General features: G+C 33.1%; 11 protein-coding genes. 7 read left to right on the forward strand and 4 right to left on the reverse strand.

The features are described from left to right. Window positions 1-86 precede the first annotated feature (86 nt). Window positions 87-2,648, forward strand: coding sequence for a DEAD/DEAH box helicase family protein (locus tag BUC11_RS11025; RefSeq protein WP_073354058.1), 2,562 nt, complete (start codon window positions 87-89; stop codon window positions 2,646-2,648). Between the two features lie 255 nt (window positions 2,649-2,903). On the opposite strand, the gene BUC11_RS11030 is transcribed toward BUC11_RS11025, so the two are convergent. The 4 genes from BUC11_RS11030 to BUC11_RS11045 form a co-directional block, all read right to left on the reverse strand. Continuing rightward, on the reverse strand, window positions 2,904-4,256 hold the full coding sequence (locus BUC11_RS11030; protein WP_073354059.1) for a M28 family metallopeptidase: 1,353 nt from the start codon (window positions 4,254-4,256) through the stop codon (window positions 2,904-2,906). 730 nt (window positions 4,257-4,986) lie between these two features. Next, a complete protein-coding gene (locus tag BUC11_RS11035; protein ID WP_139259468.1) occupies window positions 4,987-5,412 on the reverse strand; it encodes a hypothetical protein in 426 nt (141 codons plus the stop codon). A 5-nt stretch (window positions 5,413-5,417) separates the two neighbouring features. Continuing rightward, window positions 5,418-6,665, reverse strand: coding sequence for a T6SS effector amidase Tae4 family protein (locus BUC11_RS16775; protein WP_073354063.1), 1,248 nt, complete (start codon window positions 6,663-6,665; stop codon window positions 5,418-5,420). A gap of 9 nt (window positions 6,666-6,674) precedes the next feature. Beyond that, window positions 6,675-7,076: a hypothetical protein gene (locus tag BUC11_RS11045; RefSeq protein ID WP_073354065.1), complete on the reverse strand. Its 402-nt coding sequence runs from the start codon at window positions 7,074-7,076 to the stop codon at window positions 6,675-6,677. A gap of 632 nt (window positions 7,077-7,708) precedes the next feature. Between BUC11_RS11045 and BUC11_RS11055 the strand changes: the two genes are divergently transcribed. The 6 genes from BUC11_RS11055 to BUC11_RS11080 all read left to right on the forward strand — a co-directional run bounded on the left by BUC11_RS11055 (window position 7,709) and on the right by BUC11_RS11080 (window position 14,145). Next, on the forward strand, window positions 7,709-8,563 hold the full coding sequence (locus BUC11_RS11055) for a CvfB family protein (RefSeq protein WP_066077373.1): 855 nt from the start codon (window positions 7,709-7,711) through the stop codon (window positions 8,561-8,563). 727 nt (window positions 8,564-9,290) lie between these two features. Beyond that, on the forward strand, window positions 9,291-10,121 hold the full coding sequence (locus BUC11_RS11060) for a 1,4-dihydroxy-2-naphthoyl-CoA synthase (RefSeq protein WP_073354068.1): 831 nt from the start codon (window positions 9,291-9,293) through the stop codon (window positions 10,119-10,121). 141 nt (window positions 10,122-10,262) lie between these two features. Then, window positions 10,263-10,784, forward strand: coding sequence for a PH domain-containing protein (locus BUC11_RS11065; protein WP_073354069.1), 522 nt, complete (start codon window positions 10,263-10,265; stop codon window positions 10,782-10,784). Then, the gene (locus tag BUC11_RS11070) at window positions 10,784-12,298 is read left to right on the forward strand and encodes a PH domain-containing protein (RefSeq protein ID WP_073354071.1); all 1,515 of its coding nucleotides are present in this window, start codon (window positions 10,784-10,786) and stop codon (window positions 12,296-12,298) included. The genes BUC11_RS11065 and BUC11_RS11070 overlap by 1 nt, the downstream gene beginning before the upstream one ends. An 85-nt stretch (window positions 12,299-12,383) precedes the next feature. After that, window positions 12,384-13,346 (forward strand): 1,4-dihydroxy-2-naphthoate octaprenyltransferase, encoded by a 963-nt coding sequence (gene menA, locus BUC11_RS11075; RefSeq protein ID WP_073354074.1) that lies wholly within the window; start codon window positions 12,384-12,386, stop codon window positions 13,344-13,346. A 121-nt stretch (window positions 13,347-13,467) separates the two neighbouring features. Beyond that, window positions 13,468-14,145, forward strand: coding sequence for a metal-dependent hydrolase (locus BUC11_RS11080; protein WP_073354075.1), 678 nt, complete (start codon window positions 13,468-13,470; stop codon window positions 14,143-14,145). Window positions 14,146-14,166: the final 21 nt, after the last annotated feature.

A 14,166-nucleotide genomic window follows, 5' to 3' on the forward strand; every position in this document is an offset into this window, starting at 1 on the left:
TTATTTGATTTGCTTCACGTATTTGATTTTTGCTCTTGGGTTTCCTTGGGCGAAAGGACAAAAAAACTTTTAAAAAATGATAGTCTATGGCGTTTTTGTATGATAAATTGGTTAAAGAATTTGGCGAAAGAACTATAAAACAAACTCCGGTTCCAAATTTTATTTTAGATAATTTGAAATCTGGATACGGTCAAAGATTATATCAGATCGAGTCTTTCCAGCGTTACATACTTTGCCATACCGAAGATTTTACGGGTAAGCCCAAAAAGCCTTTTCATCTGTTATACAATATGGCAACAGGTAGCGGAAAAACACTTGTTATGGCAGGTTTGATGTTGTATTTGTATGAAAAAGGATATCGCAATTTTTTGTTTTTTGTAAATTCAAATAACATCATCAAGAAAACAAAAGATAACTTTTTGAATGCACAGACTTCAAAATATTTATTCAGTGACAAGATTGTAATTGACGGAAAAGAAGTCTATATCAAAGAAACGGATACTTTTGAAAGTGCCGATGATAAAAACATCAATATCAAATTCACGACCATTCAGCAATTGCATATTGACCTGAATAATACCAAAGAAAATAGCGTTACCTACGAAGATTTTGCAACCCAAAAAATGATATTAATTGCAGATGAAGCGCACCATTTAAGCTCCGCTACCAAAAACAAAGGAGACTTATTTGGGAGTTGGGAAGGAACTGTTTTGGAAATTTTGAATCAGAATTTTGACAACATTCTTTTAGAATTTACGGCTACTTTAGATTATAAAAGCGCCGAGATTGTAAAGAAGTATCAGGATAAAGTGATTTTTAAATATGACTTGGCACAATTTAGAATTGACAAATATTCCAAAGAAATTAATTTAATCCGTTCCGATTTTGAACAAGAAGAAAGAATTATTCAAGCCTTAATTTTAAACCAATATCGGCAGGAATTGGCAACCGCAAACAATATCAATCTAAAACCGGTTATATTATTTAAGGCACAGAAAACTATCAAAGAATCAGAACAAAATAAGATAAATTTTCATGATTTAATTGATGGGATGAATTCTCAAACAATTGATAAAATTAGGAATTTGTCCAGTGTTTCAGTAGTTAAAAAGGCTTTTGTATTTTTCGACAAAGCAAATATTTCATCTTCGGAAATTGCCACAAGAATTAAGTCGAATTTTAAATTTGAAAATTGTATTAGTGCTAATAACGATGCTGAAGCGGAGAAAAATCAGCTATTATTAAACACATTAGAAGACGAAAACAACCCGATTAGAGCGGTGTTTGCCGTTCAAAAATTGAATGAAGGATGGGACGTGTTGAACTTGTTTGATATTGTTCGATTGTATGAAACCAGAGACGGAAAAGATGGAAAAGTAGGGGCAACGACACTTGCGGAGGCGCAGTTAATTGGGCGAGGAGCAAGGTATTTTCCGTTTGCATTAGAGGAAGGACAAGACAAGTTTACCCGAAAATATGATGATGATGTGTCAAACGATTTGAAAATATTGGAAGAGCTGTATTATCATACTAAAGAGGACAGTCGTTATATTTCGGAATTGAAAAAAGCACTCGTAGAATCGGGTATTTATGAAGATGAGGATAAATTGGTAACAAAACAACTTACTTTAAAATATGATTTTAAGCAAACCGATTTTTACAAAACCGGGAAAGTTATTTACAACAAGAAAATTGCGAAAAGTTACTCTAATGTAAAATCGTTTACCGATTTAGGAGTTGCAAGACGGAATTTTGTGATTTCACTTTCTTCTGGCATTGGCAGAATGTCGAGTGTTTTCTTCGAAATGGAGAATCCAATTTCTAATGATGAACTAATAATTCCGAAAGATTTTCCTTTGAAACAAATTCCAAAACACATTATACGTTTTGCTTTGGCTCAAAATCCCTATTTTTATTTTGATAACTTAATACGGTTTTTTCCAAATGTAAGTTCGTTAACAAATTTCATTGATAATGATGATTATTTGGGAAGTTTAAAAATCACTATAAATGCGTCTAAAACTAGATTGGAAATCATTAGCAATAGCGATTATTTAGCAGCGATTCAGGGACTTTTGCAAACCATTGAAAAGGAAATAAAATCTAACTTGACGGAGTTTGAAGGTTCCGACTACATCAAAGAATATGTTCACAAGGTTTTTAAAGACAAAGAAATTAGAGTTTATAAAGAAAACGAAAGAGCAAATGGTCAGGAAACTTTAGTTGCCAATGAACCTTGGTATGTATACAATGCGAACTACGGAACAAGTGAGGAAAAAGCTTTTGTAGTAATGTTTAAAAGGCGTTTTGAAAGCTTGAATCAAAAATTCAAAAATATTTATTTAATTCGGAATGAGAGAGAAATTAAAATTATTGATAAACAGGGCAGAGCTTTCGAACCAGACTTTATTTTATTCTGCAAACAAAAAAAAGGAAAAGAACTGACGTATCAGGTTTTTATTGAGCCTAAGGGAGAACATTTAATGATTTATGATGATTGGAAAAATGAGTTTCTGAAATCGATTGGCAATGAAGAAAATACTATTAAAATCGATACTGATAATTATGTGATTACGGCAGTACCTTTTTATAATAGCAATAATGAAAATGAATTTTCGAAATCATTAGATTTAGTTCTGGATATTTAACCGATTATAGTGCCATCTGTTTTGGTGTCTGTTCCTATTCCGGCGAAGATGGTTTAGCATTTTAGAAGTTTTCACACCAACATTAAAAAACGATAGTATTTTGCTGCAGTATTTTAGGGAGTTAGTTTGATTATTTTAAGTATTCGTAAAATGGATGATTAAATGTAAAATAGTGAAAAAATAACAAATAATTGTAAAAAAAAGCGTTCGCATATTAAACAGCGAACGCTTTTTGGATTATAAAATAACTCATTTTTAACGAATTGGAACTGGGAAAACAGGTAAACTGGAATGCCCTAATGCGTCAACCGTTTGTACAGCAAATAAAAAGTTATCTTTTGAATACGGAATTTCAGCTTTAGTGTCTTTTACAAAAATTGCTTTTTCCCAGTGCTGAGACGATGTCTCTCTAATAAGGATATTATAGCCATAAACTGATTTTCCTTCGGGAGCAGTCCATACTAAAGTGGAGAAATTAGTAAGGTCTTTTACTTCAATTCCAACATTTGTTGGAGCTTTTGGAGACCAGGCTAAGTTACTGAAAGTAGCCAAATTAGAACAGGTTACCTTCTTAATGTATTCAAAGTCCATAAATTCAGCAAGATCACCATATTGGATGTTGTTTTCTTTTCGTACATCTTGATGTTGGTGATCGTAGTTTTCATTCATTTCACAAAAACGAATCGCTGTAAATCCATTTTGACTGAAAGGTGTATGATCGCCACCACGCAAGAAACGGTCGTTGCGATACACTAAATTAATGTCTAATTGTTCTACATATTGATTGGTCACTGTTTTGATATATCGAGCCAATTGTCTCGATGGACTGTCATTATCACGATTAGTTGCCTTGCGCATTTTTGATTCGGCTTCCGTTTCTAGGTACGGAATAGCTTCGCTAAAAACGCGAACTCTGGTGTTGTCTCTTAGCATCGTTCCGCTAGACAAACTATTTCCAATCATGTCATTGTTGATCATCGCAACTACATTCCATTTTCCATTTTTGGCAACATCGGCTAAATGTTTGGCTCCGTACAATCCTTGTTCTTCGCCTACAACAGCTACGAAAATTAAAGTAAAAGGAAATTCTCTTTGGCTCATTATTCTAGCAAGTTCCATCATGGCAGCTACTCCGGAAGCATCATCATTGGCACCAGGCGCATCTGATTTGGAATCCATAACATCTGAAGCTCGCGAGTCTAAATGGCCACTAATAATTAGTACACGATCATCTGTAGGATCAGTTCCTTTTAAGGTCGCCATGACATTTCCCAGCTGGCTGTCGGTGGCTATACGTCTTCCATCCGCTTTGATGGTGAAAAAATCAATAACCGAAGTCAGTCTTCCGCCAGATGCCAAAGCATATTTGTCAAATTCTGATTTTACCCAACGCTGCGCAGCGCCAATACCGCGGGTGTTGCTTTTTGTATCGCTTAAAGTATGTCGGGTTCCAAAAGATACTAATTTGCGAACCGTAGCTTCCATGTTTTCTGATTTCACTTCAGAAAGCATTTTTTTTATTTCAGGATCGTCGGCTGTAGTTTGAGCAATACTAGAAAGTGAAAAGCAAATTAAAAATAGAAATGAAGTAATGGTATTTAGTTTCATGGAGCAATTAATTTAGTTTTCTCAAAGTTATGAAAAAAAGAAAAATAAATAAGTAAAGCAGCCCCATTTTTAAGAATTGTTATTTTAAACTGGATTTGTGAAATTTAATGCAATATTGCGCAAGTAGGAGGGTGATCTACTTTTTGCACTTCCTTGTACACTTTTGGAGCGTGTTATTTTTTAGTATTAGACACTCCGTTTCCATAAAACTCTCGGTCCCGCTATCTGTTACAATCTCTACTGCCGAACCCCGGCAGCAGCGTATTTTCACTGCTATCGGGGCTATATGTCGCTTTTATCCCGTTGATAACAAGCTTCAATTTCCTAAAAACAACAAAAGCAACCTAGTTATATGAGTTGCTTTTTTTGTAGGTTTTTCTGCTCAAATTTGTAAGCACGAAGTCAGAGACATTCGCGCAGCAGACTACATTTTTTAATAAAGTTTACTTTTTAAAAAAGACTTCGTTCAGCGGGGAGTTACCTAATGCTCGGACTAGGGGGGAAAACACCATGGCAAACTAAAAAATACTTCTCAAAAAAAAAGGACTCTAAATCCTCTTGAATATCTCACTTACAACTTTACGAAAACTCCATAGTTCCTGCCAGTGAGCGGTTCCGCTCAACACGGTTTTCACTGTTCGTGCTGCGCACGCAACGAAAACCTAGCTGTTGGCAGAAGGTTTAATTTAAAAAGCAGATTTCATCATTTTGAAATCTGCTTTAAATTTTTTTATTTCAAATTATATTTCTTAAATTCAATTTTTGCAATCGAATCGAGTTCTTTACTTGCATAATAACTTAAGCAAGTAGCACAAAAATATTTTTTATTTATTTGTTCCTCCGGTTCACATTCTTCACATTTTGGTAGAACTGGCTTTGGAGTATTTGCAATAATTTTTTCAACATTTTTATTTATTATGTCATGTTGTAGCGCAGTCGATTCATACAAATACATTAAATCTTTTTTTGAAATTAATTTAAAAATCGTATCATTTTTGTACGCAACTCGCAGACAAGAAAAAAAGGTTTCAGTTTTAAAATTATTAATCCACTGATTTTCATTTGCTCCAAGGTTATACTCAAAATTATTCCTATGATTAGATTTGCATGAAATCAAAAGAATAAGTAGCCCTAAAATAATTTTTATATTTCTCATTTTATTTAATTTAAAATCCAAATATCAATATAATCAACTGGCACAAAATTGTTGTCTACATCATAAAAGTTACAGTTAAGTAAACATGTACCGTTTTCCAATAAATCTGCATGACCTGTTCCCCAAGTGGATTGTATTTCATCTCTAGCAATCATTGAATAAATCCCTTTTTTATTCAATATTAAATTCGGAAAATTTATCCCTTTTACTCCAGATTGAGAATTTGTTATATGATTGTCTCCAGTTGGAGTTCCAAAAGTTTTTCTTAACCATTTGTTTAAACTTTTTGCATTAATTATATAATTTTTACCATCTGCACCAACTATTGTATTTTTTGTACCATTGGGATTATCAGGTAAACTTGGAATAATTATTCCCGAATAATTTAAAGCCTTAGATATTCTTAATGCGCATGTGTTTAGTTTTTTATTTTGTGCAACAACAGCATTGTACATAGTTAAAACTTCACCTCCGATACCGTTACATAAAGTTTGTGCAGTTGTAGTGCTTGTTGGACATGCACTTTTAAAACTTTCAAATGTTGGTAAATTTTGTTGTTGTATTAACAAATTAGGGTTGTTCCAAAATTCTTCGGAAAATTCTCCTTCTTCTTCCACTTGTTTGCTTGAAAACCAATTATTAAATTGTTGTAAAGTTACACTTGGATTATTTAAAAAATAAATCAAAGCCCAAAGTTTAAATTCTTGTTGTTGATTGTAGGTAGAATTTGAACTATAAAAATTATCATTAAATGTGACGAATTTAATTAAAGCATTTTGAATATTGGTTTTGTTAGCATCAGTAAAACCATTTTGTAAAAAGTAACTACTTAAAACATTTGACAGCCATGCATTACTGGTAAATAAATTATTTATTTGCGAATTTTCTTGACCTAAACTTTGATAAAAAGTATAAAACTTAACTCTTAATTGAGTAATTGGATTGCTTAAATCACCGTCATTGTCTTCAAATGGATCTGGCACTACAATATCGTCAAATTCAGCGCTTCCACCTCCTGTGCTTCCACCTGGTGCTTCAGCTAAATAATTGATAGCCGGACTTGTTGCATCATTAGAGCATAGAGTGTAAATATCCGAATCTACACAATAGTTGCAACCGTCGCAAGTTCCACTTGCACAACTTCCCGTTCCTGTGCAGTGGTAATTATGAACTGATATTATTGTACAAGTTCTTGAAGTTATGTTTTTAGATGTTGCAAAAACTTTTGAAATTTTTTTTTCTGTAACTTTCAAATTCTTTTGCTAATAAAGATTAGGGGCTGCAACTTTTAGAATAATCATTTGCCAGCCATTTTTATAAAAAACAGTTAAGTTAAAAATTTCATTTGTAGGAATGGCAACAATTGGAAACACTCTAAAAGTGTATGTAGTTTTTTTCTTTACGACTAATTTTTTTATTAAATCGGTAGAAATATTAAAATCTGAAACCTCGTAGGTTCTATCTGCATTTCTGATTTGCAAAAGATTTGTTTTCAAAACAGTATCGAAATTTTCTAGTCCAGTTTCTTTTTTAAATTGTTCGAATGAAATTTTATCGTAATTCCTTTTAGCAATTGTTCCATCATAAATTTCTTCAGCACAACTAAACAAAGTTAGTGCCAATGCAGTAATTAAAAGTAAAAATGTTTTTGTTTTTGTAATCATTTTTTTTAATATTTCTTTGCAGTTAATCTGCCATTAAGGTCGAAAACTTTGGAAACATATTTTTTAGATTAAATTCGTTCCGACCCGTTAACATAATAATTTACTTTATGTAGGCTGTATCTTATTAATTTATAAAAAAATTGAAATCAAAATTTATAAGTTATCTTTTGCCAAAATGAGTAAACTTTCTGTAAACTAATATAGAAGACGTTACAAACCTTCGTTCGAAAAACAAAATATAGAATGTTCATCGAAATCTAATTTCTTTTCTTCTTGGTCAAAAATATAGAATTTATATTACAAAGTGTTATAATGAAATATAAATTTTCGAATACTTTTCGTATTTAATTGTTCATAAATTTCTTTGCTTCTGTTGTTGTTATGTTATAAAAAATACTTACCTACCTCAAATCGGTTTCACTTAACTATTAAAATGTTTCATTTGGAGTTATTAATATTAATTAAGACATACTAGAAGTGAAATGTTTTTGATTTTGAAGGTTGAAAGAACTGAAAATTCTGCTCCTAAAAAAGAAAATAGCTGTCGAATTTGGGCTTTGTTTTTTTGTGGACCGTTTCTTAATTTACTATTTTCAAACTTCGTACCTTTGCGCTTTAGAAATTGAAAGAAAATGATTGAAATAGGAAAATACAATACGCTTACCATATTACGCGATACCAAAGTGGGTTTGTTTCTGGGAAATCCAGAACAAGATCCAGAAGGAATTCATGACATTCTACTGCCTAACAAATACGTTCCAAACGACTTTGAAATAGGTGAGGAGTTGATTGTTTTTGTGTATTTAGACCATGAAGAAAGACCCGTTGCCACGACATTAGAACCCTACATTTTATTGAATGAATTTGCGCTGTTGCGTGTGAATTATACCAATCAAATAGGCGCTTTTATGGATTGGGGAATGGAAAAAGATATTTTGGTTCCGTTCAAAGAGCAAGCGCGTCCCATGGAAAAAGGGAAACGCTACTTGGTGTATCTCTATATGGATGAAAAAACCAATCGTTTAGTTGCTTCAAGCAAAACCAACCAATTTCTTAAAAACGAAGACCTAACAGTTGAAAAAGGCGAAGAAGTGGATTTGATTGTTTCGCACATTACAGAAATAGGGATTAACGTTATCATCAACGAGAAATACAAGGGTTTGATGTATAAAGACGAAGTGTATGATGATGCAATTCGTACTGGAGACCGCATGAGAGGCTACATAAAAACGATACGTCCCGATAATAAAATTGACGTCGCGTTGCAAATCCAAGGCTACGAAAGTATTGAGCCAAATGCTGATAAAATTCTAGATGAGCTAAGAGCGAGTAGAGGATTTTTGCGTTTGACTGATAATTCACATCCAGAGGATATCAAAACGGTTTTGAAGATGAGTAAAAAAACCTTCAAAAAAGCAATTGGTGCTTTGTATCGAGAGAAATTAATAGAAATCAAGGAAGACGGAATATATTTGGTTAAGGAATAAAAAAAGAAAGACTAATCGGAAACGGTTAGTCTTTCTCTTTTTAATGCTGTTTTAGAATATTAAATTCTAACATCATTAAAATAAATTTAAGTTTAAAGTCGCTTTATCCGCCTGTAAACCAATAGTATTCAAGATACTATTTTTAAAATAGTAGCTTAAGCGCAAAGTACTTTAAAGAGTTGTTTGTCTTTTAAATGTACAAAAACTTGCGTAAGAGATAAGAAATAAGTTCACGATAAGCCTTTGGTTTTATATATATTGGAAGATGATTTTCTAAATAATTTTTATTAATGTCTCACTTTCGCAAGGACAAGAAAAACAAATCTTTAATTTAACCGTAGGTGTTACTTTTTATTTTTTACTGTTGGGGCAAATGGTTGTATCATTAACTCGTTTAACAGGGCTTTTATACTTTTATAATAAGTTATTACCGTAGAAAAAGGAGTGACAACATTTTTAATTGCATTCAATACATTCTTTTTTTAGGTTAATAAATCAGTGAAGAATTAATAATTAATCAAGGTGAATAATGTGTATTCGTCTGATTAGCTTATCCTAAATTTAAAAATAATTTGAATGAGGCTCTGTTAAAGTGCTTTTTATTTACTGTTTTTTAACATCTTGAAACCTTTCATCAGAGAAGGATTACCATAAGCTTATGTAAATAGAATAGATAAAATGTAAAAAATGATTTATTTTTACACTGAAATAATTTAAATCATTGACAATGGATTGGATCACTGCTAAAGAATACGAAGATATCACTTATAAAAAATGCAATGGCGTTGCCAGAATCGCTTTCAACAGGCCGGATGTGCGCAATGCCTTCCGTCCAAAAACTACTGCAGAACTCTACAATGCCTTTTATGATGCACAAGAGGACACCTCCATTGGTGTCGTTTTATTGTCTGCTGAAGGACCATCGTCTAAAGATGGTATCTATTCTTTTTGCAGCGGTGGCGATCAAAACGCACGCGGTCATCAAGGATATGTGGGTGATGATGGACAACATCGTTTGAACATCTTAGAAGTTCAGCGTTTAATCCGATTCATGCCAAAAGTAGTTATCGCTGTAGTACCAGGATGGGCTGTAGGCGGCGGTCACAGTTTACATGTGGTGTGCGATTTGACTTTGGCGAGTAAAGAACATGCGATTTTCAAACAAACAGATGCTGATGTAACTAGTTTTGACGGTGGATACGGATCGGCTTATTTGGCTAAAATGGTCGGGCAGAAAAAAGCACGCGAAATTTTCTTCTTGGGACGTAATTATTCGGCTCAGGATGCAATGGATATGGGAATGGTAAACGCGGTAATTCCACATGCTGAATTAGAAGATACTGCTTACGAATGGGCTCAGGAAATTTTGCAAAAATCGCCAATGGCCATTAAAATGTTGAAATTTGCTATGAATCTTACTGACGATGGAATGGTGGGACAGCAAGTATTTGCTGGTGAAGCCACTCGGTTAGCTTATATGACTGAAGAGGCGAAAGAGGGTAGAAATGCATTCCTTGAAAAAAGAAAACCTAATTTTGAGAAAAAATGGTTGCCATAATTTAGTAATCAGTGTTCAGTCTCGAGACTTCGGGGTTAGTGTTCAGTCGCAAAACAAGGAATAGAAAGTTTAATGTTTAAAGTTGTTTTTGAAAAGGAACTTTAAACTTTTACTCGGTATGCTTAAAACTAAATTTTATAAATGGAAAATTTTACAAACGACACAATCGATACCAACCATCTTCCAAAGTTTGAAGAAGTTACTTTTACGGCTTTACATCCAAAATATTTTAAAGTGGTGTTGATTAATTTATTGATCGTGATTAGCATACTTATTTTAGTTCCTTCACTAGTTTCTGTCTTGAAACCGGAATTATTTTCGGGAAGAATTTGGTTGATTTTAGGTATTTTGCTTCCTATTATTTCAACTTTGATAATTGTCTTTTCTATTATAGGATTTAAGAAAAAAGGATTTGCTTTTAGAAATCATGATGTTTTATTCCGACATGGGATCATTGCGACTAACACAATCGTAATTCCTTATAATAGAGTACAACATGTGGCATTACATGAAGGATTAGTATCACGTTATTTTGGTCTGGCCAAGATTGAAATTTTTACTGCTGGAGGAAGTTCTAGTGATATTGAAATTCCTGGAATCGAAAAAGAACAAGCCGAAAATATCAAACAATTGTTGATGGGTAAAATACAAAAGCAATTGTAATGGGATCCGATTTTAGTCAACCACAAAGGCAATCCATAGTTGGGATTTGGGTTATGTTTTTTTACACGCTTCAGCAATATGGCAGAGCTTTATGGCCCATTATCTTAATTTGGGCTTTTAAATTTGATGAAATTAACAAAGTGTATTTAGTTGTGGGAATGCTCCTTCTATTCGCAAGTATTGGAATTGTTTCTTATTTGAAATATATGAATTTCACTTTTTTATTAGATTCAGAAAACCAAGAATTTGTTATTAGAGAAGGTGTTTTTAATAAAACCAAAACTGCAATTCAGCTGCATAAAATCCAGCAAGTAAATATTAATCAGTCTTTTATTCAAAAGCTGATTGGTGTATATGAATTGGACGTGGATACTGCTGGAACCAACAAGAAGGAAGGGGTTATTAAAGCCATTTCGCATCAATTGGCTTTGGATTTAAAATCTCGTTTGTTAGAAAATGATGGGCAAAAAAGCATTAGCAAAAATGAATCTATATCATTGGAGGAAACAGAACAAAAACTCTTTGAAGTAGCGCATCCTTTTATAAAAATTAGTTTTTTGAGTTTGCTAAAAGTTGGAATTACTTCTAATTATCAAAAAACCGTCGCTTTACTTATTATTTTCTTTAGTACAATTTATGAGAATTTTCAAAATTTTGGAGACGAGAATACCATTTATAAAGAGAAAGTAGGAACTTTTATAGATCAGAACTTAGTATCACAAACCATTTTACTAGGCGTAATTGTCTTGTTTGTTGCAGTTTTGGTTTTGAATGTGATTCGGACTGTGTTTAAGTATTACGATTATAACATAGCGAGACAGAAAGGCTCTTTGTTATTGTCTTTTGGACTTTTGAACACAAAAAGCACTATTATTAAACCTGAAAAAGTTCAGATAACGACTGTTACCAGAAATTATTTCCAAAAGAAAATGGGCATTCTTGAACTAAAAATCAAACAAGCCACTAGTGGAGAAAATGAAGAAAGAAAATCAGCGATAGAAATCCCCGGTTTTAGCGAGTCGGAACGTGACGCTGTTTTAAAGCTATTGTTTCATAAAATACCTCAAAAAGGATTAATGCTCAAGCCTAATTTTCGTAAACTTATTTTTTCCGTTTTCCTTACAATTGGATTACCTTTGTTTGTTTTTATGTTAATTGGGCATTGGCTTGTTCCATCTGTATTTGAATATAGTTATTTGGTTCCTTTTGGTATCCTTTTTATTGGACTGATCCAGTACTTTAAATTTATAAATAACCGATTATTCATTAATGAGAATTTTATAATAAAGCAAAGTGGCGCTTGGGATGTAAGCGATGCTATTATTGAACCTAGCAAAATTCAAGCGATTTCTACTTCGCAACTTTTCTGGCACAAAAGGCTAAATATAGGTTCGATAACACTGCATACTGCAGGAGGCACGATTGCTTTTCAGCTAGGGAATTATTCAATAATTAAACAACAGGTAAACCGCTGGTTGTACGAAATTGAAACTTCTGATAGCAATTGGATGTAAAATAAAATAGTTTAAAGTTTAAGGTTTAAAGTTGTTTGCACAACAAATCTTAAGTTGTAGACTTTAAATTTTTAAATAAAAAAATATGAAACATTGGATTGAAGCAGCACGTTTACGCACATTACCTTTATCGGTTTCTGGAATAATAGTTGGAAGTATGTATGCTTTGGCACACCCAACAGATAGTATTTTAACACCAACAGAAGTTTTTAACTGGCGATTGTTTGGCTTTGCTATATTGACCACATTAGGACTGCAAATACTATCTAATTTTGCCAATGATTACGGTGACGGCATGAAAGGAACAGATAATGAGGATCGTGTAGGTCCAAAACGGGCAATCCAAAGCGGTGTGATTACTCCACAAGCTATGAAACGCGCGATTATAATTACATCTGGATTGACGTTACTGTCAGCGATGTTACTGATTTATTATGCTTTTACCGATACCAACTTATGGTTTTCGCTATTTTATTTGGTTTTGGGAATTCTTTCCATAATATCTGCTATTCGCTACACAGTTGGAAATACAGCCTATGGGTATCGAGGATTTGGAGACCTCTTTGTATTTGTATTTTTCGGATTGGTGAGTACTTTAGGAGTGAATTTTTTATACTCAAAACAATTGGATTCATTGTTGGTGTTACCTGCTGTTGCCATTGGGTTATTGAGTGTTGGTGTTTTGAATTTGAATAATATGCGAGACGAAGCATCTGATAGAAAATCAAATAAAAATACCATTGTTGTAAAAATTGGTGGTGCTAAAGCTAAAATATACCATTACAGTCTGATTGTAACAGCTATGGTTTTAATTGTTGTTTTTGCTATTCTTGATGATTTTTATTTTGATCAATACTTGTTTTTATTAGCTTATATCCCTTTAACTAAACATTTGATTACTGTTTATAAGAATCAAATTCCTAAGGAATTAGATCCCGAATTAAAAAAACTAGCATTGAGTACTTTTGCACTTTCGGTATTGCTCGCTTTGTGCATGATTTTCTTTTTTTCGGATTTGATTGTAAATACATTGATGGGCGGAAGATAACGTTGAGCCTAGTTTTAATTTTAAAAATCATTCAAAAAAATAATTTTTACAACAAGTATACATCCAGTTTCGAATCCCGAATCACAATGAACATTGAGAATTTGATTTTAAATTTAAAAATATGAAAATAACATTTTATGGCCATGCATCTTTAGGAATAGCAGTGGGTGGCAAACATCTACTTGTAGATCCTTATATTTCTGCTAATCCAAAAGCGGCACATGTTGACCTGGAGACATTAAAAGCGGATTATATTCTTTTAACGCATGCGCACGGCGACCATATTCTGGATGTTGAGGCCATTGCCAAAAGAACCAACGCCGTAATTGTTTCTAATGCGGAAATTGCGGGTTATTATGCTGCAAAAGGTTTCCAATCGCATCCGATGAATCACGGTGGGAGTTGGAATTTCGATTTTGGTAAATTAAAATTTGTAAATGCCATTCATTCCAGTTCGTTTCCTGATGGTAGTTACGGGGGAAATCCAGGTGGTTTTGTCATCGAAGGCGAGCATAAAAACATCTACATTGCTGGCGACACTGCATTGAGTATGGATATGAAACTAATTCCGATGCGCACTAAACTCGATTTAGCGATTTTGCCAATTGGCGATAATTTCACCATGGATGTTGAAGATGCTATTATTGCTTCTGATTTCTTGGATTGTGATAAAATTCTAGGCTACCACTATGATACTTTCGGATTTATAGAAATCGACCACGAGGAATCCATTCGTAAATTCTTTAACAAAGGAAAAGATTTGATGTTATTGGAGATTGGAAGTTCAATCGAATTATAAAACAAGCTAGTCCTTAATCTT

The sequence above is a fragment of the Flavobacterium xanthum genome (assembly GCF_900142695.1).
Taxonomy (GTDB): domain Bacteria; phylum Bacteroidota; class Bacteroidia; order Flavobacteriales; family Flavobacteriaceae; genus Flavobacterium; species Flavobacterium xanthum.